Source organism: Erwinia sp. HR93, assembly GCF_034555055.1.
GTDB lineage: Bacteria > Pseudomonadota > Gammaproteobacteria > Enterobacterales > Enterobacteriaceae > Apirhabdus > Apirhabdus apintestini.
On record NZ_JAXUDP010000001.1, the window covers coordinates 3,220,761 to 3,239,414 of the forward strand.

An 18,654-nucleotide genomic window follows, 5' to 3' on the forward strand; every position below is an offset into this window, starting at 1 on the left:
ATGTTAAACACTATGCGAAAACATGGCGTAACGCTGGCGATTTTCGCCGCGCTCACTACCGGGTTTACGGCTATCGTCCATGCGCTTACCCAGGGGACGATAGCCACGCAAAACGCACGTCAGCAGCAGCTGCTTTTCGATCAGATTATTGAGCCGCAATATTACGATAATCTCCCTCGCAGGCGCTGTTATCTGGTGGCTAACCCGCTGCTGGGGCCAGGTACGCATCGTATTTATCTTACCCAAAAAGAGAATAAAGATAACGGCGTGATTATGGAAGCAACCGCACCTAACGGCTATTCCGGCGCTATTCAGTTACTGGTTGGCGCTAATTTTACCGGTACTATTCTCGGCGCACGCGTTACGCAGCATCATGAAACGCCAGGTTTAGGGGATAAAATAGAACTGCGACTTAGCCAGTGGATCGCCGGTTTCTCCGGGCAGCATATTACCAGCGAGCAGGACGCCCACTGGGCGGTGAAAAAGGACGGCGGTCAGTTTGATCAATTTACCGGTGCCACGATAACACCACGGGCGGTAGTAAACGCTATAAAACGCGCGGGGCTGTTCGCACAAACGCTTCCTACACAGCTTTCTTCACTGCCCACCTGCGGAGGCGCGTCATGAGCCAGAGCCAGACAAAAACAATTATCATTGACGGTTTATGGAGAAATAACTCCGCGCTGGTCCAGCTTCTGGGACTGTGCCCGTTACTGGCAGTCACCTCTACCGCCACCAATGCGTTAGGATTAGGATTAGCAACCACGCTGGTATTAACGCTGACCAATAGTTTCATTTCCGTATTCCGGCGCTGGATGCCGCCTGCGGTGCGTATTCCAATTTATGTCATGATTATCGCCGCCGTGGTGAGCATTGTACAAATGCTGATTAATGCGTGGGCCTTTGGTTTATATCAGTCGCTGGGTATTTTCATCCCGTTGATAGTGACAAACTGTATTGTGGTGGGACGCGCGGAAAGTTTTGCTGCCAAAAATAGTCTCCCCGCGTCGGCGCTCGACGGTTTCGCGATAGGCCTTGGCGCTACTGGCGCGATGTTTGTCCTCGGCTGTTTGCGTGAAATTATCGGTAACGGTACGCTTTTCGACGGTGCCGATGGCCTTCTTGGCAGTTGGGCGCGCGTGCTACGCATTGAGGTTTTTCACACCGATACGCCGTTTTTATTGGCCATGTTACCTCCTGGGGCATTTATCGGATTGGGTATCATGCTGGCCGTTAAGTATCTGATTGACGAGAAAATGAAGCGCCGCCGTGCTCGCACCCAATGCATCATAAACGAAAGGAATCCAGAGAAAGCCTCATGAATAACGCTAAGCGCAGAGAAATCTTGACCCGCCTGCGGGATGCCAATCCTCATCCCACCACGGAGTTAAACTTCACTACCCCTTTCGAACTCCTGATTGCCGTGCTGCTTTCGGCTCAGGCCACAGACGTCAGCGTCAATAAAGCGACCGCAAAAATGTTCCCGGTAGCTAATACGCCAGAAGCACTGCTTGCACTGGGCGTCGACGGCGTAAAGAACTACATCAAGACGATTGGGTTGTTTAACAGCAAAGCTGAGAACGTTATTAAGACCTGCCGTCTCTTGCTGGAAAAACACGGCGGCGTAGTCCCTGAAGATAGGGCCGCGCTGGAGGCATTACCCGGCGTGGGGCGTAAAACTGCCAATGTGGTGCTTAATACTGCTTTTGGTTGGCCAACAATTGCCGTCGATACGCATATTTTTCGCGTGTGTAATCGCACCCGCTTCGCGCCGGGTAACAATGTCGAGCAGGTCGAAGAGAAACTGCTGAAGGTGGTACCGGCAGAATTTAAAGTGGATTGCCATCATTGGCTGATTTTACACGGAAGATATACTTGCATCGCTCGCAAGCCCCGCTGTGGTTCCTGCCTGATTGAAGATTTATGCGAGTTTAAAGAGAAAACGGATAATTAGGCCCCACTCGCCCTTCAGCGGGCATAATTATGCGTTATAAATCGCCTGCGCTGGCAGGGTGACATCGTCAAAAGTGATAAATCATTCGGCCAGGACGGGAATTTTCCATAAGTTCGCTGCGGTAAACATATTGATAACATTTCACTAATTTTGCAGATTTATTCAATGCCTAACGCCTTGTCGTTATTAAGAATTTTCATGATACCCCCATACATCAAACTGATGAACACGCAATATCTGGTCTGATAATCCACACTTTTAGTTAAAAAGCAGAACATATAACTAATTATGTGCTATTAGCGTCGGTAATGAGATAAAAAATCACCAGAAAAGCTATTCATAAAATTTAACGCTGAATAACATTTGTCCTGACCGAGTTTTGTTCCAGAAAGTTTAAATGTAACAGAGTATGACAAAAGCCTTGCCTGAACGGCTCGGATAAGGAACATTACTTGTCAATTCTCCCGCCGCATATAACAAGAATGGTGCCAGCCTTACAGGTTGCACATCACAGACAGCCCCACTGACCTGGGTAGCAATAAAAGAGGTATACGTGTCAACAGCAAGCAACAAACCAACAGAAAAAAGCGTCAGCATGAACGCTTTCAAACAACCAAGATCGTTCTATCTAATTTTCTCCATTGAGCTTTGGGAACGTTTTGGCTTCTATGGCCTACAGGGCATTATGGCAGTCTATCTGGTAAAGCAACTGGGTATGTCTGAAGCCGACTCTATTACGCTTTTCTCTTCATTCAGCGCGTTAGTGTATGGTCTGGTCGCCGTCGGCGGCTGGCTGGGCGATAAAGTTCTGGGAACAAAACGCGTCATCCTGTTAGGCGCTATCGTTTTGGCGTTGGGATACGCGCTGGTCGCGTGGTCCGGCCACAATGCAGCTATCGTCTATGCGGGTATGGCAACAATTGCCGTCGGTAACGGGCTATTTAAAGCAAACCCCTCAGCTTTGCTTTCTACCTGCTATGAGAAGGACGATCCGCGTCTGGATGGTGCCTTTACGATGTACTACATGTCCATTAATGTGGGCTCTTTATTCTCCATGCTGGCAACGCCCTGGCTGGCCACGAAGTTCGGCTGGAGCGTGGCCTTTGCTTTAAGCGTAGTGGGCATGCTGATAACCGTCGTTAACTTTTTGTTCTGCCGCGGCTGGGTTAAACAATACGGCTCAAAACCAGATTTTGCTCCCGTACACATGGGGAAACTGTTCGCCACGCTGGCGGGCGTTGCGGTGCTGGTCGCGATTGCCACCTGGCTGCTGCATAATCAGGATATAGCCCGTATCGCGCTGTCGCTGGTGGCATTGGTGATAGTTATTATGTTCGCTCGCGAAACATTTGCGCTGACTGGTACGGCGCGCCGCAAAATGATTGTCGCGTTTGTTCTGATGGTTGAAGCTATCCTGTTTTATGTGCTGTACAGCCAGATGCCGACTTCTCTTAACTTCTTTGCTATCCGCAACGTTGAGCATTCTATTCTGGGTATTGCTTTTGAGCCGGAGCAGTATCAGGCGCTGAATCCATTCTGGATCATGGTTGCCAGCCCGATTCTTGCGGCGATTTATAACAAGATGGGCGACCGCATGCCGATGCCGCATAAATTTGCCTTCGGTATGGTGCTATGCTCCTGTGCGTTTTTAGTGCTGCCTCTGGGGGCAAGGTTTGCCACGGATGCGGGCATTGTCTCCGTTAACTGGCTGATCCTGAGCTATGCGCTGCAGAGCGTTGGTGAATTAATGATTTCCGGTCTCGGTCTGGCAATGGTTGCTCAACTGGTGCCTCAGCGACTGATGGGCTTTATTATGGGTAGCTGGTTCCTGACCTCCGCCGGCGCGGCGCTCATCGCAGGTAAAGTCGCCAATTTGATGGCGGTACCGGACGACGTTACCGACCCGCTGGTTTCTCTGGGCGTGTATGGCCATGTTTTCCTGCAAATCGGTATCACTACCGGCGTCATTGCCGTGCTGATGCTTTTCACAGCGCCGCTGCTGAATCGCATGACGCAGGAGAATGAACCGCCGGCCGGTGAGGCGAAAGAAGTTACCGCATAAACCGATATTAAAAGCACATTAAAGCCGCCGCGCGCCCCGCTGGCGGCTTTTTTTTTATTTGCATGAGGTCTACCATAACAGTCTGACTGGCCAGGCATATTAGATGATTCGCAGATGGCTTGAGACCGATTCTGAGCCCGTTTACGCTATGTACCACTGCGTAACGTTTTGTTTGTGAATTGTAGCGCGATGTCTAATAGGCCCGGTTTAACGTTATCATTCGTACGTGAAAGGAGTTACCAATGAAACTGTACTACAAAGCCGGCGCCTGTTCTCTCTCTCCTCATATTGTGCTGCGCGAAACGGGACAAGACTTTACGCTGGTTAAGGTTGATCTTGCCAGTAAGCGGACAGAAAACGGCGATGACTATCTGAAAATTAATCCTAAAGGCCAGGTACCGGCACTGGAACTTGATGACGGTACATTACTGACCGAAGGCGTTGCCATCGTACAATACTTAGCAGATAAAGTGCCGGACCGGCAGCTGCTGGCCCCCACTAATAGTCTAACGCGTTACCACACTCTGGAATGGCTGAGCTTTATTTCAAGCGAACTGCATAAAGGATTCGTGCCTTTATTCCGCCCGGACACGCCGGAAGCGATGAAACCTATCGCACGTCAGGCTCTCGAACAGAAGCTGAGCTATGTCAATGAAGAACTGGCCGATAAACAGTGGCTAACAGGGCAGCGTTTTACTATAGCCGATGCTTATCTGTTTACCGTGCTGCGCTGGGCTTATGCGCTTAAACTGAACATGACGGGGCTTACTCATCTCGATGAGTTTATGGCACGAATGAAAGCGCGACCGTCAGTACAGACCGCCTTAAGCGCAGAAGGGCTATAGTTGCGTAGGCGCTGCCTTTTAGGGCCAGGCAGCGCCGCTAGTTAATATGCTGACGAGCTAATATCCAGATGTCGACCGCTGTGTAATCGCGCAGCTCAGATAGTGAAGCACAAATGCTTATATGGAGAGCGGCATAGGTATTTTCGGATATCTGAGTCATCAAACTCCTTGCCGTACGGCTACAGAGAACAAGCCACAGGCCAGTTTACTGCTTTTCTATCCGTAGTTATTTAGCCGCAGGGTATAGCGCTAAACCACTCCTCGGGCTGTGCTATTTGCGACTGCGCCGCGACGACCTGCAACTCATATTCCTGCATATTGCGCGTTACAACCATCAGCGCATAAACTGCGGCGGTAACATGCTCCAGGGCTTCTTTCGGGGTTTTGCCTTGCAATAACAGAACTAATAGCAGCCCGCTGGTAACATCTCCTACGCCCACGGGCTGCCGCATATCGAAATCCACCAGCGGACGGGCAATATGCCAGGCCTGGCTATCGGTAACCAGCAGCATTTCAAAGCAATCCTGGCGTTCACCCGCCCGCGCAAGGTGCTTCACTAATACGGTGTGTGGCCCTTTTGCAATCAGCGAGCGCGCCGCCTGGATTGCTTCCTGCACGCTATGAACCGCCCTTCCGCTTAGCATTTCCAGCTCAATCAAATTAGGCGCGATAATATCGCATGCGGGCAGTGCATAACGCGTATGAAACTCCGCTACCCCCGGGGCTACAATGCACCCTTTTTCAGGATGCCCCATCACCGGGTCGCAAAACCATATTGCCTGAGGATTAACGCGTTTAACGCGCTGAACTATGTTCAGAATATGCTCCCCCTGCTCCGCCGATCCTAAATAACCGCTTAGTACGGCATCACAGCGTTTAAGTTGATCAATATCATCAATGCCTGCGGCGATGTCGCTGAGATGCTCCGGTGGCATAACACAGCCGGTCCAGCGGCCATACTGTGTATGGTTAGAAAATTGCACAGTATTTAGCGGCCACACATTCGCGCCCAAACGTCGCATTGGAAACTCAGCGGCGCTATTGCCGGCGTGCCCGAAAACCACGTGAGACTGTATTGAGAGAATGTTTTTCACGGAGAGCTCCAACGACGTATCCCTTCCCCAAAAGAAAGGGCGTGGAATACACCACGCCCCGGTTAACCAGCGCCGTTATTTCCAGCACACTAAACAATAGTTTTTCTTACCCCGGCGCAGCAGCGTGTAGCGCCCAAACAGGCGATCGGCATCGCTAAACGCATACTCTGGGTCGCTCACTTTTTCTCCATTAATGGTGATCGCGCTCTGAGTAATCGCTTTTCGCGCCTGGCCGCGAGATGGCTGTAATTCAGCGTCAACCAGCGCCTGCTGTAAATCCGCATCGTTATCTAGCGCGATCATCGGGATGCCATCCTGCGCGAGCTGCTCAAAGTCTGCCTCGGTTAAATCAGCCAGGTTTCCATTAAACAAACTGCGGGTTATGCGCTGTGCCGCTGCCAGTCCTTCCTCTCCGTGAACCAGACGGGTCACTTCTTCCGCCAGAACATATTGTGCGCGCGGAGCGCCGCCGCTATTTTTGTCCTCTTCTTCCAGCGCATTAATCGCATCAATGCTCATGAAAGTGAAGAATTTCAGGAAGCGATACACATCGGCATCCGCGGTATTTATCCAAAATTGATAAAACTTGAACGGGCTGGTTTTTTTCGGATCCAGCCAGACTGCGCCACCTTCCGTTTTACCGAATTTTGTTCCATCGGACTTAGTAATCAGCGGCACTGTCAGGCCAAAAGCCTGGTTTTGATGCAGGCGACGCGTGAGGTCGATGCCCGAAACAATATTGCCCCACTGATCGGAGCCACCGATTTGTAACACGACGCCATGCTGCTGATTCAAACAGGCGAAGTCGTATCCCTGCAGCAAATTATATGAAAACTCTGTAAATGAGATCCCTACATCATCGCGATTCAGGCGTTGTTTAACTGCTTCTTTGTTAATCATCTGATTAACAGAGAAATGTTTCCCAATATCACGCAAAAACGTCAATACGCTCATTCCGCCAAACCAATCGTAATTATTGGCGGCTATCGCTGAGTTTTCCCCGCAGTCGAAATCAAGAAACGGCGCCACCTGGCGGCGTATTTTCTCAACCCATTCCTGAACGGTATCCTGAGTATTGAGTTTACGTTCGGTGGCTTTGAAGCTCGGGTCACCGATAAGCCCGGTTGCGCCACCAACCAGCGCGACGGGTTTGTGACCTGCCTGCTGGAAGCGTTTCAGGCACAGAAGCGGAACCAGATGGCCCAGGTGCAAGCTATCGGCCGTAGGATCAAAGCCGCAATAGAGGGCGATTGGCCCCTGCGCCAGTCGCTCTGCTAACGCTTCCTCGTCCGTCACCTGGGCAACGAGGCCCCGCTCTTGCAATTGCTGGATCAGATTGCTCGCCATCAAATTCTCCATGTATAGACCAACTGCACCTTAACCGGTACACGGTTTTCCGCATGCATTGCGGAAGAAATTCAGGGGAGGCATAGAATAAAACGCTGATATCAGCAATACCAGCGTCTGACGCAACATTTCACGATTTTTAGGGGGCCAGTCTGTCGATTTTCCAACCATCATTATCGCGTTGGTATAAAAAACGATCGTGTAGCCGGTTCGCTCCGCCCTGCCAAAACTCCATTTGTTCGATGATGACGCGATATCCGCCCCAAAAGCTGGGCAACGGAATTTCGCCTTTACTAAATTTCTGCTTTAGCTCGAGGAATTTACTTTCAAGTATCCCTCGCGCAGAAATGCGGCTGGACTGCTGAGATACCCACGCGGCAACCTGACTATCGCGCGGCCGGCTGTTAAAATATTTGATGACTTCAACGGTGGACAGCGGCTCAACGTGCCCCTGAATCATGACCTGGCGGTCTAATGAGTGCCACGGGAAATGCAGGCTGATACGTGGATTACCCGCTAACTGCTGCGCTTTACGGCTGCCGAGGTTGGTATAAAAAACCATACCCCGTTCATCATAATGCTTGAGCAAGACGATTCTCTGATAAGGCTGGCCCAGAGCGTCTACGGTTGCCACAACCATTGCGGTTGGGTCAGACAGGCGCGCTTCGCAGGCTTGAGCAAGCCAGCGTTCAAAAAGCGGCAGCGGTGAATCGGTCAGGTCACGTCGACGCAGCCCGCCGCGAAGATATTCGCGGCGAAGCTGAGCAATTTTCTGTTCGTTAAGAGTATCAGACATTGCGATTCTTCAAGGCATTCACACAAGATGATTATTGTGCGCTGCTATCCGCAAAATCTCAATGTTATGAACTCTGTAGCCGGCAATTATGAAGGACAACGGTATCGTGCCGATAGACGGTTGCTTCATTACCTTTAGACCAGAAAACATAGACGCCATCTGTATAGCGCGTGCCAGAAGCGGACATCCCCTGTTTCAGAGCTAACATGTCATTTTCGTATAAAAAACGAACCTCCTGGCGCGCGTTATTAAGCTTCACGGTCAATGGTTTTTCATCACATTGATATTCCAGCGTGTCGGTTTGGAACCGGTCCTGCATCGCGCTGTAGAGTGAATTGTAGTAGCTGCATCCCGCCAGCATGCACGGCAGTAGTAAGATAAACAGTTTTTTCATTATTCATATCCTGGGGCGTTTAACATTGCAGCGAGCGGTCTCGCTTTACCGGGTAGTGTAAAGACCAGAGATCGGTACGCATTTCAGTTAACTCTGATTCTGCGCGATACCCTCTGCATTTCATGCGATTTGCCGTAACTAATCCTGCGCTACTCTCCGGCATCCGCCGGGTAAATAGCGCCTAACAGGCAAGCGTGACTGGCGCCGGTCACCGACGGCAAATTACCCGGCAACCCAGATAATGTGCGGGCAGCAAGCCACGCAAAAGCCAGCGCTTCCATATTATCGCCGTCAATGCCTAATTCATCGGTGGTTGTGACTTCGATTCCTGGCAATAAATGTGCAATCCTCGCCATAAGTAGCGGATTACGCGCTCCCCCGCCACACACCATCAGCCGCTCACAGCCGCCGCTTAAAAGCACTTGTTCCGCAACGGTAACCGCTGTTAATTCCACCAGCGTCGCCTGGATATCCTGCGGCGTTATTCCGCTAAACTGGGCAAGCTGCCGTTCCAGCCAGGCCAGGTTAAAGTATTCCCGCCCCGTACTTTTAGGCGCTGGTGCCGCAAAATAAGGGTCGGAAAGCATATGCTGTAATAAAGACGTTATTACGCTCCCGCCCCGTGCCCAGGCGGCATCTTTATCGAAAGCTAAATCGCAATGAAGCCCAATCCATGCGTCCATCAGCATATTGCCAGGCCCGGTATCAAAACCGGTGGTTGGCTTGCCGGGGAGCAACAAAGAAAGATTCGCGATCCCCCCGATATTCAATATCATGCGACGCTCTGAAGGATGCGCTAATACCGCCTGATGAAAGGCAGGCACCAGCGGAGCGCCTTGCCCCCCCAGCGCCATGTCACGCCGGCGAAAATCCCCCACCACAGTAACCCCGGTCAACGCGACAATTTGATTGTTGTCGCCAATTTGCATGGTATGCGGCGCCTCACCCGCAGGTTCATGCCATACCGTTTGCCCATGACAGCCAACTGCTACCACATCCCCCGGCTTTAAATCCTCGCGCAACATTAGCTCATTTATGGCCTGGGCAAAGAGGCGCCCAAGCCGAACATCCAGCTGCCCTAACTGAGATAAAGTGAGATTCTGTCCCTGGCAAATAGCCAACACATCTCGTCGAAGATTGGCGGGAAATGGGTGGGAGTAACTTGCCTGCTGAAGCACTTTATGCTCATCAATTGCTGCTAATACCACGTCCACACCGTCGAGGCTGGTTCCCGACATAACTCCAATGTAGCGCCCTGATTTCATCTCAGCGTCCTTCTACCAAACAATCTTAATGCAGTTAACTACTCCACCATAAACTGCAGATCTGCGCTATCAATCATTCATCTTCACCCGGGAAAACGCGGAGTTATCCTAATCTACTTAATTCCTACCCCGCGTTTAGCTGTGGTTAAGTCGGGCATTTTTACTATTTTTATTATGTGCCCCGACAAGTGCATGAACAAAAGCGCCCGGATGCCATATACTATAAGAATGAGGGATGCCCTTGAGGGCATTGATTGTGAACAGGAGATTCATACATGATTTCACGTGTGCTGGTTGTATCCCTGGTGGGATTAACGCTGGTGGGTTGCGCTAATACAAGTACGCTTTCAGGGGATGTTTACAGCGCTTCTGAAGCTAAGCAGATGCAAAGCGTCGCTTACGGAACCATTGTTCACGTGCGCCCGATAAAAATTCAGGCAGGCAACGATGAAAATATTATTGGGACCATTGGCGGCGCAGTATTAGGCGGCTTCCTGGGTAATACCGTCGGCGGCGGCGCGGGGCGTTCGCTGGCTACAGCGGCCGGGGCTATCGCTGGCGGCGTTGCGGGCCAGCAGGTTCAGGGGGCGGTGAATAAAACGCAGGGCGTTGAACTTGAGATCCGCCGCGACGATGGTAATACAATCATGGTGGTTCAGAAACAAACCGACAGTCGCTTTGCCGTTGGTCAGCGCGTTGCAATCGCCAGTAACGGTAGTCAGGTTACCGTTTCACCTCGCTAATCCACGCTTTCATGGCGGCGACCTGTGCGCCGTCATGTCAACGAGCAGTATTTATCTTCTAATCGCGCGCGTAATGGCTACGGGTCTATATAAGCTATCTGAGCCACTTTTAACGGGCTCGCGACAGCGCGATTATTTACCCATTCCCATGCTTTCTGGCTGGTTTATGAGGCAGAGTGATACGCAGTACCCTATGCTGGGGCGAAACAAAATGCCAACGCATCGACCCTGACAGAATTAGTCTCGCGACCGAAGCTGGTTGATGTTTTGTTCCAGTCTCGCAATTAAATTAATTAATAGCGACTCTTCCTGGGGCGTAATACCCGCCAAAATCTCTCTGCGAGTTTTTGCGATAACCCGCTCCATCTCATCAATGATAGGTTCAGCTTTTTCAGTTAATTTGATGCGCTTAGCGCGGCGATCGTTGGCGCAGGTATGACGGGAAATGAGCCCTTTCTCTTCGATCTGATCTAATGTTCTAACCAAAGAGGGTTGTTCTATCCCAATAGCCTTAGCCAACTGAATTTGTGATTGCTCAGGAGGTAATTGATGGATGTTGTGTAACGTCACCCAATGGGTTTGCGTTAACGCCAGAGGCTTCAGGCGATCATCAATGAGCGCTCGCCAGATGCGCACTAGCCGCGATAAATCGGATCCTAAAGGCGATTCCAATTTCCTCTCCTTATAATTATCTTGCTAAGTTATTACAGCCACACTAGACTACCTTCACGCTATTTCAGTGTACGAAAACCTCGTTTCATCCATGTTACACCATGCACGATAGTAGTATTCTACAACCATGAGTCAGGAAACGGCAGTCATGATACTTATTTTAAAGGATTATCTTGCATGAGCGACCTGCTTTCACCTTCTGGTATGCCGCTTCAGGATCTTATCGCCGGCTCTTCTATCTATTTCCCACCGTTATTTAAAGCCGTACTGCTGGGCTTTTTCTTCTGGTTATTTATTCATCGCCTGCTGCGCGACTGGATGTATTCCGGGGAAATCTGGCACCCAACTTTAATGGATCTTTCTTTATTTATGCTGTCTATTTGTTTCGCTTTGATTATTTTGATCTTATGACACTATGAACTTTAAAACAATAAAATATTTCTCCACGCTATTCGTGGTGGCTTTTGCAGTAACCGCCGGCTGGTTACTGTGGAATTACTATATGCAATCACCCTGGACTCGCGATGGAAAAGTCCGCGCAGAACAAGTAAGCGTCGCACCGCAGGTCTCCGGTACGATTACAGCGCTGATGGTAAAAGATAATCAGTACGTTCGCGCAGGAAATACGCTGTTCACTATTGATAAAACACCTTATCAAATTGCGGTACTCAATGCTGAAGCACAATTAGCCAGAGCCGAAGCCGATTTGGCAAAAGCCAAAAATGAAGCCAGTCGCCGCCATCACCTTCCGCATAATTATATTTCCGCCGAAGATATGGATACCGCTGATATTAATGTGCGTGCCACCCAGGCGAGCGTAAAAGAAGCTCAGGCTTCCCTCGATAGGGCTCGCTGGCAGCTTGAACAGACGACGGTTCGCGCGACCGTTGACGGTTGGGTCACCAACCTTTCTGCGCGCGCGGGCAACTATGCCAGCAGCGGGCAACCGGTTTTCGCGCTGGTTGACAGTCACTCATTTTACGTCATTGGCTATTTTGAAGAGACCAAACTGCGCAACATTCACCCGGGAGCCCGTGCCAATATCGTTTTATATAGCGGCCATCAAAAACTAACGGGCCAGGTAGAAAGCATTGGCAGAGCCATTTACGATCAAAGCGTCGAGACCGATAGCCGTCTGGTTGCGGATATCAAACCCAACGTTCCCTGGGTCAGGCTTGCGCAGCGCGTACCGGTACGCATTAACCTTGAGCGAATTCCTGATTCAATGACGCTGGTATCCGGCACCACCTGTACCGTTTCTATTCAGCGTTAGATTATGGTGAATTTAAACTGGCTGGAATGGCGCAATATGCCATGGGGTAAAGCGACGAGCGGACAGTGGCGCTATGCGCTACGCAACAGTATTGCAATGTGTCTCGCTCTGAGTATCGCCTATGCGCTGGAACTGGATGAACCGTATTGGGCAATGACCTCTGCGGCAGTGGTCAGCTTTCCGACCGTCGGCGGCGTTATTAGTAAGAGTCTCGGGCGCATCGCCGGGAGTCTGATAGGTGCTACCGCCTCGCTAATTATTGCCGGACATACCTTAAATGACCCTTGGTTATTCACATTTTCGATGGCTTTTTGGCTGGCGCTTTGTACATGGATTTCAAGCCAGTATCAAAATAATGCCGCCTATGCATTTGCTCTGGCGGGATACACTGCGGCAATTATCGCATTTCCCCTGGTCAATACGACTGAAACAACTGAGCTTTGGAATATTGCGCAATCACGCGTCTGTGAAGTTATTGTCGGTATCCTGAGCGGTGGTTTCATGATGATGGTCCTGCCCAGTACCTCTGATGGCTCAGCGCTCATCACAGCATTGCGCAATATGCATAATCGCTTATTAGATCATGCAGCCCTACTATGGCAACCGCAAACGTCGGATGCTATCCGTTCTGCCCATGAAAATATCATCGGGCAGATCCTCACCATGAATTTACTGCGCATTCAGGCATTCTGGAGCCATTATCGTTTCCGCCAGCAAAATGCGCTGCTTAACTATTTGCTGCATCAACAATTACGACTCACTAGTATTATCTCAAGCGTCAGGCGTTTATTGCATAACTGGCCCGATGCACCGGCCTCCATAGCCCCGCTGTTAACTGAACTCACGCAGGAATTAACCCGGCCTGATGCAAATAAATACAGTATCGCACGCCTATTGCAACGGCTCGCGCCGGATCCGGATAATGCAGATGATTACCGCCATCGCGCTTTTTGGTTAAGGCTACGTTATTTCTGCTGGCTATATCTTGATAGTAGCCGCTGGCTTAATCGGCTTGAGAATGCAACGCCGGTGACCGACTTAACGCCGCCCGGCGCCCCTTCTCTTGCCCGCCATACGGATAATGCAGAGAATAGCTGGAGCGCTTTTCGCACTTTCTGCGTGATTGTAGTCACAGGTGCATGGACCATCGCTACTACCTGGGAAACCGGCGATGCGGCCATGACGCTTGCCGCAATTTGTTGCGTTCTCTATTCCGCCTCACCGTCGCCCGTGGGGTCCGTCAATATGCTGCTAAGAACCCTGCTATTGCTGTCGTTGTTTAGTTTTGTTGTTAAATTTGGCCTTATGGTACAAATAAGTGAGCTATGGCAGTTCTTAATCTTCCTTTTCCCACTGCTCACGACAATGCAATTACTCAAATTACAGCATAAAAAATACGCCGGGCTATGGGGACAATTGATTGTATTTATGGGGTCGTTTATTTCGGTTACTAATCCACCGGAGTATGACTTTGCCAGCTATTTAAACGAGAATCTTTCCAAAGTTGTCGGAGTGGCCCTTTGTTGGGTAGCATTTTCAGTTCTGCGCCCCAGCTCAGATAAGCGTAAAGGCCGTCGCCATATCCGCGCCATTCGCCGGGCATTTATAGATCAACTCAGTCGGCGCCCTCAGCGCAGCGAAGGTAATTTCGAGTCACTGGTTTATCACCACATCAGTCAATTAAGTAATAGTAAAGACGAGCTTACCCGCCGCTGGTTATTGCGTTGGGGGGTTGTACTACTCAACTGTACTCACGTAGTCTGGCAGTTACGCGATTGGGAAACACGGTCAGATCCGCTATCGCAGGTAAGAGATGTCTGTATTGCTACTCTACGTAATATCATGAGCGAAAAAGGCGTGCGCCAAAGGCCTCTGGAACAATCGCTGGCAGAGCTTCAGCTTATCTGCGATACATTATCGCGCCATCATAACCCCGCGGCCCGCGATTTAGCAGGGATAATCTGGCGCTTATACTGTTCGTTACAGCAGCTGGAGCATGCCGTGGTAATTCCTGATACTCAAAGCCCGATTAATGGATAACGCCACAGGCAAAGCGCTCGCCGCCACCGCCCAGTGGTTTAGGATGATCGGACATATTGTCTCCGCCTACATGAACCATTAAAGCCAGCCCTTCAATTTGCTCAAGTTTTTTGAGACGTGGTGCGACAACGGGCGCCGTCGCTCTGCCCTGCTCATTAACCAACAGCGCCGGTAAATCACCTAAATGCCCATTGCCCTGCGGGCCAAGATGCTTTCCGGTATTGAGTGGATCAAAATGACCACCAGCCGCGCCGGCAGCAACCGTTTTTCCTTTGATGGATTTAGGCTCACAGCTCCCTTCAGCGTGAATATGAAACCCATGTTTACCCGCAGGCAATGCTTTTAAATCTGGTGTAAACGTCAACCCTGCCGATGTTTCTTCAATTTTAACGCTACCAATTTCCTGGCCAATGCCCTGCGCGGTGACCATATTCATCTTAATCTCTTCACTGGCGGCATGCGCGCTACCGCAGGCTACCAGTAAAGCAAAAGTTGACAGAACATATTTCATACTCACTCCTTCATTAAAGATATTGCATTACGCTATCTTTGCGACGAAAACCAATAAGTACGCTACCTTCGTATTAATATTATCCCACCGCGCTTATTTTGCCCGTGAACGCATCCAGATATTAAGGTACATCGTATCCCAGTGCGGCCCTGCGGATACGGAACCACTGCTCACGGGTAAGGGTTAGATCTATCGCGGCTGCCCCGGCCCGAACACGGCTACTATTACCTGAGCCAATAATTGGCAAAGGCTGTGACGGTAAACGCATTACCCAGGCATACACCACCTGCTCAATAGATTTAGCATCCAATTCTTGCCCGATCTGCTCCAGTTCCGAACGCAGAGTGATATATTCTGGGGCGCTAAACAGACGCCCGCCTCCCAGACACGACCAGGCCATAGGATGAACCCGCAATTGCTGCATCAAATCAAGGGTACCGTCCAACAGCGGATCCTGACACAGGGGAGAAATCTCAACCTGATTAGTCACTAACCCAAAAGGCAGGCGGGATTGAAGTAGCGAAAACTGGGCAGGAGAAAAATTCGATACACCAAAATGGCGTACTTTACCGCTCTGGCGCAAAGAGACAAACGCGTCTGCAACCTCATCGGCATCCATTAACGGATCGGGGCGATGAATTAACAGCAAATTAATATTATCCGTCGCCAGCCGGGATAAAGACGATTCAACGCTTTGTATAATATGCTGCCGCGTAGTGATGTAGTGACCTATGGTATTACCCGGTTTCGACAACGTTGCGATACCGCATTTAGTGACAATCTCTAAGCGTTCTCTGAGCGCCGGAGCTAGCTTTAGCGCTTCGCCAAATGCCGCTTCACAGCGGTAATCGCCATAAATATCTGCATGATCGACCGTTGTTATGCCTAATTCCAGATGCTCGGTGATGAAATCCACTAATTGTCGCGCTGATTTTCCCCAGTCCATCAAGCGCCAGTAACCCATAACCATGCGTGAGAACACAGGACCTTGCGGAGCGATACCAATACGCTGCATGACGACTATCTCCTGAATAAACTAAGGTGCAGTATATCCAGCTAAGCCGCGCAGAGGCAGCTACAAAAGTCGTAAATGCGTGAAAGATCTCAGGATTAGGTTAAAAATATATATTTAGAATAAAACTAAAACAGCGAGGATTGCGTCGGTTCTTCTTCACGCGTTGAGGCAGCTTTTTCAGCGCGCAACCGTCTAGCCCAACGCTGGCGACAAAGACGCAAAACGTGATATTTTTGTGCGTCGCTCATGCTTTGCCACTGAAAACGCTCTTCCCGATTGCGCATACAACCGCGGCAGTAGCCCCGTTCATCGGATTGACAAATACCGCGGCAGGGGCTGGGGATTGGGAAAAACTCCAATTGTTCCGGCATTCATTTCACCTCCTGCCAACGTATATATATCATTCAAGCCCTTTATTTCCGCTCTTGCAAGCTGAGCACAGAATGCCGCTCACTTCATTGACGGGAAAGTAAGGAAGCCTTTCCCGGGAGCACACCTTACTATTAATGAAAACACATATATCTCATTTTTTTTAAATTCCATTTAATAAAATATCTACAATAAGATCTCATCAATACAATAAGTATTAAAGCGTCGCTCTAATCCAAAGCTTAGGGCCTGAGGCTCTTCGTCAACGCTGAGTTGTAGAAAAATCTGAGTGCTTTTCTTAACGCTTGCCTGTGCAATTGATCTTATCTAGTCCTCTTTGATTACGAGATATAAAACTCACTCGTTTTCCTAATGCTTTTTAAACATGATGGTACAAAAAAATAACATTTTCACTTGCCCTAGACCGACCGGTCTATTACATTGTCTCTATAATGCAAAAAACCGAACATTCAACCCGCGATCATTTGTTAGATATTGGTGAGGAACTTAGTCTGAAGCTGGGCTTTACCGGCATGGGGTTAAGTAAATTATTACATCAGGCGGGTGTACCAAAGGGATCGTTTTATCATTACTTCCAGTCAAAAGAGGCTTTTGGCGTCGCATTACTCAGGCGATACAACGATAAATCAAACGCGCACCTGACAGCACATTTTACGCGCCGCGACCGCAATATGCGTGATTTGATTCTGGAATGGTACAGTCTGCAGCGCAAAAATTTCACCCCGCTCAATCCCTGTGGAGAATGTTTAACCGTAAAACTGTCGGCTGAAGTATGCGATCTCTCAGACGAGATGCGCGCAACGTTACAGGATGGAGCCGCACAGCTCATCACGATACTGTCAGAAGCGCTTATTCGCGGCGTACAGATGAGATGTTTTACATTGCCCGATACCCCTTACGCCTTGGCACACGTATTCCATGCCCTGTGGCTTGGCGCCTGTTTGCAAACAAAAATATTTCGAAATAGTAAAGCGCTGGATGAAGCCATATCGCACGTCGCACGTATGCTGCCCTCGCCCATTGCTTAGCCATATTCCTTATCTGAAGTCTGCCTCGATTTCACACGTTTCAGCTAACCACTCACTGGATGATTAAAGGAGTTACGATGACAACCCAAATACTATTTACGCCGCTGCGCATTGGCGCTATCACCGTGCCAAATCGTATTTTCATGGCTCCATTAACTCGCCTTCGGAGCATCGAACCGGGCGATATCCCAACCCCGCTCATGGCGGAATATTATCGCCAGCGAGCAAGCGCAGGATTGATCATTAGCGAAGCCACACAGATATCCGCACAGGCGAAAGGCTATGCCGGCGCACCCGGCCTGCACAGCGCAGAACAAATAGCCGCCTGGCAGCAAATAACGCGGGGGGTACACGCTGAAGGCGGCCGCATAGCCGTACAGTTATGGCACACCGGGCGCATTTCTCACTCCAGTTTACAGCCGGGCGGACAGGCTCCGGTCGCCCCCTCCGCGATTCAGGCACCAACGCGAACAACGCTTCGCGATAAAGACGGTAAAGCCGTGCGCGTCGATACCGATATTCCCCGAGCGCTGGAACGCGAAGAAATTCCAGGAATTATTCATGACTTTGCTCAGGCGGTTTGCAATGCGCGCGAGGCCAATTTCGATCTGGTAGAGCTGCATGCAGCCCATGGCTATTTATTAGATCAGTTTATGTCACCTGCAGCGAATAAACGCACTGATGATTATGGCGGTAGCGTTGAAGCCCGTGCGCGGCTGACGCTGGAAGTTGTAGATGCATCAATTGCAGCATGGTCTGCCGATCGTATCGGCATCCGCATTTCCCCGCTGGGCCCGTTCAATGGTATCGATAACAGCGAGGGGCAGGAAGAGGCGGCGCTATGGCTTATTAAGGAGCTTAGTAAACGCGGCCTGGCGTACTTACACATTTCTGAGCCTGACTGGGCTGGTGGCCAACCTTATTCAGATGCTTTCCGTCAGCAAATACGTCAACAATACAGCGGCGTGATTATCGGTGCGGGTTCGTATACGCAGGAGAAAGCCCAAACGTTACTGGATAAAGGCTATATCGATGCTGTTGCCTTTGGGCGTACTTACATCGCTAACCCCGATCTGGTTAATCGCCTGCATCATAACGCTCCTCTGAACTCACCGCGCCCGGAGACTTTTTACGGCGGTGGCGAAGAGGGATATATCGATTATCCAACGCTCTAAGATTGTACGCATTGATAGCGGCGCGCCAGCGCCGCTATACTGTACAATGA

20 protein-coding genes are annotated in these 18,654 nt (G+C 50.1%); 11 read left to right on the top strand and 9 right to left on the bottom strand.

The window, feature by feature from the left end:
* From rsxG to gstA, 5 genes are all read left to right on the top strand, one after another.
* A complete protein-coding gene (gene rsxG, locus SFA31_RS15035; RefSeq protein WP_322838711.1) occupies positions 1-627 on the top strand; it encodes an electron transport complex subunit RsxG in 627 nt (208 codons plus the stop codon).
* Positions 624-1,322 carry an electron transport complex subunit E gene (locus SFA31_RS15040; RefSeq protein WP_322838712.1) on the top strand — a complete coding sequence of 233 codons (699 nt, stop codon included), beginning with the start codon at positions 624-626 and terminating at the stop codon, positions 1,320-1,322. Before rsxG ends, SFA31_RS15040 begins: the two co-directional genes overlap by 4 nt.
* Entirely contained in the window at positions 1,319-1,954 is a 636-nt protein-coding gene (nth, locus tag SFA31_RS15045) for an endonuclease III (protein ID WP_322838713.1), read from the top strand. Before SFA31_RS15040 ends, nth begins: the two co-directional genes overlap by 4 nt.
* 553 nt (positions 1,955-2,507) lie before the next feature.
* On the top strand, positions 2,508-4,016 hold the full coding sequence (dtpA, locus tag SFA31_RS15050) for a dipeptide/tripeptide permease DtpA (protein WP_322838714.1): 1,509 nt from the start codon (positions 2,508-2,510) through the stop codon (positions 4,014-4,016).
* Between the two features lie 242 nt (positions 4,017-4,258).
* Entirely contained in the window at positions 4,259-4,861 is a 603-nt protein-coding gene (gstA, locus tag SFA31_RS15055; RefSeq protein ID WP_322838715.1) for a glutathione transferase GstA, read from the top strand.
* Positions 4,862-5,091: 230 nt separating this feature from the next.
* Here gstA and pdxY read toward each other — a convergent pair whose 3' ends face one another.
* The 5 genes from pdxY to anmK all read right to left on the bottom strand — a co-directional run bounded on the left by pdxY (position 5,092) and on the right by anmK (position 9,757).
* The gene (pdxY, locus tag SFA31_RS15060; protein WP_322838716.1) at positions 5,092-5,955 is read right to left on the bottom strand and encodes a pyridoxal kinase PdxY; all 864 of its coding nucleotides are present in this window, start codon (positions 5,953-5,955) and stop codon (positions 5,092-5,094) included.
* A 75-nt stretch (positions 5,956-6,030) separates the two neighbouring features.
* Positions 6,031-7,305: a tyrosine--tRNA ligase gene (gene tyrS / locus SFA31_RS15065; RefSeq protein ID WP_322839390.1), complete on the bottom strand. Its 1,275-nt coding sequence runs from the start codon at positions 7,303-7,305 to the stop codon at positions 6,031-6,033.
* A 136-nt stretch (positions 7,306-7,441) separates the two neighbouring features.
* Entirely contained in the window at positions 7,442-8,098 is a 657-nt protein-coding gene (pdxH, locus tag SFA31_RS15070; protein ID WP_322838717.1) for a pyridoxamine 5'-phosphate oxidase, read from the bottom strand.
* 64 nt (positions 8,099-8,162) lie between these two features.
* Positions 8,163-8,492, bottom strand: coding sequence for a C-type lysozyme inhibitor (mliC, locus tag SFA31_RS15075; protein ID WP_322838718.1), 330 nt, complete (start codon positions 8,490-8,492; stop codon positions 8,163-8,165).
* A gap of 149 nt (positions 8,493-8,641) precedes the next feature.
* Positions 8,642-9,757, bottom strand: a complete 1,116-nt coding sequence (gene anmK / locus SFA31_RS15080) for an anhydro-N-acetylmuramic acid kinase (protein ID WP_322838719.1) — start codon at positions 9,755-9,757, stop codon at positions 8,642-8,644.
* A 275-nt stretch (positions 9,758-10,032) separates the two neighbouring features.
* Between anmK and SFA31_RS15085 the strand changes: the two genes are divergently transcribed.
* A complete protein-coding gene (locus SFA31_RS15085) occupies positions 10,033-10,500 on the top strand; it encodes a glycine zipper 2TM domain-containing protein (RefSeq protein ID WP_322838720.1) in 468 nt (155 codons plus the stop codon).
* A 237-nt stretch (positions 10,501-10,737) separates the two neighbouring features.
* Here SFA31_RS15085 and slyA read toward each other — a convergent pair whose 3' ends face one another.
* Complete coding sequence (slyA, locus tag SFA31_RS15090) at positions 10,738-11,172, bottom strand: transcriptional regulator SlyA (protein WP_322838721.1); 435 nt, start codon at positions 11,170-11,172, stop codon at positions 10,738-10,740.
* A gap of 177 nt (positions 11,173-11,349) precedes the next feature.
* Between slyA and SFA31_RS15095 the strand changes: the two genes are divergently transcribed.
* The 3 genes from SFA31_RS15095 to SFA31_RS15105 are packed head-to-tail and all read left to right on the top strand — an operon-like array spanning position 11,350 to position 14,485.
* Positions 11,350-11,583 carry a DUF1656 domain-containing protein gene (locus SFA31_RS15095; protein WP_322838722.1) on the top strand — a complete coding sequence of 78 codons (234 nt, stop codon included), beginning with the start codon at positions 11,350-11,352 and terminating at the stop codon, positions 11,581-11,583.
* A 4-nt stretch (positions 11,584-11,587) separates the two neighbouring features.
* Positions 11,588-12,445, top strand: a complete 858-nt coding sequence (locus SFA31_RS15100) for an HlyD family secretion protein (RefSeq protein WP_322838723.1) — start codon at positions 11,588-11,590, stop codon at positions 12,443-12,445.
* A gap of 3 nt (positions 12,446-12,448) precedes the next feature.
* Positions 12,449-14,485 carry an FUSC family protein gene (locus SFA31_RS15105; RefSeq protein ID WP_322838724.1) on the top strand — a complete coding sequence of 679 codons (2,037 nt, stop codon included), beginning with the start codon at positions 12,449-12,451 and terminating at the stop codon, positions 14,483-14,485.
* On the opposite strand, the gene sodC is transcribed toward SFA31_RS15105, so the two are convergent.
* The 3 genes from sodC to SFA31_RS15120 all read right to left on the bottom strand — a co-directional run bounded on the left by sodC (position 14,475) and on the right by SFA31_RS15120 (position 16,382).
* The gene (gene sodC / locus SFA31_RS15110; protein ID WP_322838725.1) at positions 14,475-14,996 is read right to left on the bottom strand and encodes a superoxide dismutase [Cu-Zn] SodC; all 522 of its coding nucleotides are present in this window, start codon (positions 14,994-14,996) and stop codon (positions 14,475-14,477) included. The genes SFA31_RS15105 and sodC overlap by 11 nt on opposite strands.
* 121 nt (positions 14,997-15,117) lie before the next feature.
* A complete protein-coding gene (locus SFA31_RS15115) occupies positions 15,118-16,011 on the bottom strand; it encodes an aldo/keto reductase family oxidoreductase (RefSeq protein WP_322838726.1) in 894 nt (297 codons plus the stop codon).
* A gap of 125 nt (positions 16,012-16,136) precedes the next feature.
* Positions 16,137-16,382: a DUF1289 domain-containing protein gene (locus SFA31_RS15120; RefSeq protein WP_322838727.1), complete on the bottom strand. Its 246-nt coding sequence runs from the start codon at positions 16,380-16,382 to the stop codon at positions 16,137-16,139.
* A 450-nt stretch (positions 16,383-16,832) separates the two neighbouring features.
* On the opposite strand from SFA31_RS15120, the gene SFA31_RS15125 reads away from it, so the two are divergent.
* Positions 16,833-17,429, top strand: a complete 597-nt coding sequence (locus SFA31_RS15125) for a TetR/AcrR family transcriptional regulator (RefSeq protein WP_416208336.1) — start codon at positions 16,833-16,835, stop codon at positions 17,427-17,429.
* 77 nt (positions 17,430-17,506) lie between these two features.
* Complete coding sequence (locus SFA31_RS15130; RefSeq protein WP_322838728.1) at positions 17,507-18,604, top strand: alkene reductase; 1,098 nt, start codon at positions 17,507-17,509, stop codon at positions 18,602-18,604.
* The last annotated feature ends 50 nt before the right edge of the window (positions 18,605-18,654 follow it).

Bases quoted from the DNA above. Each gene is read 5' to 3' on its own strand.
- rsxG (WP_322838711.1), top strand. From the start codon at position 1: ATGTTAAACACTATGCGAAAACATGGCGTAACGCTGGCGATTTTCGCC.
- SFA31_RS15040 (WP_322838712.1), top strand. From the start codon at position 624: ATGAGCCAGAGCCAGACAAAAACAATTATCATTGACGGTTTATGGAGA.
- nth (WP_322838713.1), top strand. From the start codon at position 1,319: ATGAATAACGCTAAGCGCAGAGAAATCTTGACCCGCCTGCGGGATGCC.
- gstA (WP_322838715.1), top strand. From the start codon at position 4,259: ATGAAACTGTACTACAAAGCCGGCGCCTGTTCTCTCTCTCCTCATATT.
- pdxH (WP_322838717.1), bottom strand. From the start codon at position 8,098: ATGTCTGATACTCTTAACGAACAGAAAATTGCTCAGCTTCGCCGCGAA.
- mliC (WP_322838718.1), bottom strand. From the start codon at position 8,492: ATGAAAAAACTGTTTATCTTACTACTGCCGTGCATGCTGGCGGGATGC.
- anmK (WP_322838719.1), bottom strand. From the start codon at position 9,757: ATGAAATCAGGGCGCTACATTGGAGTTATGTCGGGAACCAGCCTCGAC.
- SFA31_RS15085 (WP_322838720.1), top strand. From the start codon at position 10,033: ATGATTTCACGTGTGCTGGTTGTATCCCTGGTGGGATTAACGCTGGTG.
- SFA31_RS15095 (WP_322838722.1), top strand. From the start codon at position 11,350: ATGAGCGACCTGCTTTCACCTTCTGGTATGCCGCTTCAGGATCTTATC.
- SFA31_RS15100 (WP_322838723.1), top strand. From the start codon at position 11,588: ATGAACTTTAAAACAATAAAATATTTCTCCACGCTATTCGTGGTGGCT.
- SFA31_RS15105 (WP_322838724.1), top strand. From the start codon at position 12,449: ATGGTGAATTTAAACTGGCTGGAATGGCGCAATATGCCATGGGGTAAA.
- sodC (WP_322838725.1), bottom strand. From the start codon at position 14,996: ATGAAATATGTTCTGTCAACTTTTGCTTTACTGGTAGCCTGCGGTAGC.
- SFA31_RS15115 (WP_322838726.1), bottom strand. From the start codon at position 16,011: ATGCAGCGTATTGGTATCGCTCCGCAAGGTCCTGTGTTCTCACGCATG.
- SFA31_RS15120 (WP_322838727.1), bottom strand. From the start codon at position 16,382: ATGCCGGAACAATTGGAGTTTTTCCCAATCCCCAGCCCCTGCCGCGGT.
- SFA31_RS15125 (WP_416208336.1), top strand. From the start codon at position 16,833: ATGCAAAAAACCGAACATTCAACCCGCGATCATTTGTTAGATATTGGT.
- SFA31_RS15130 (WP_322838728.1), top strand. From the start codon at position 17,507: ATGACAACCCAAATACTATTTACGCCGCTGCGCATTGGCGCTATCACC.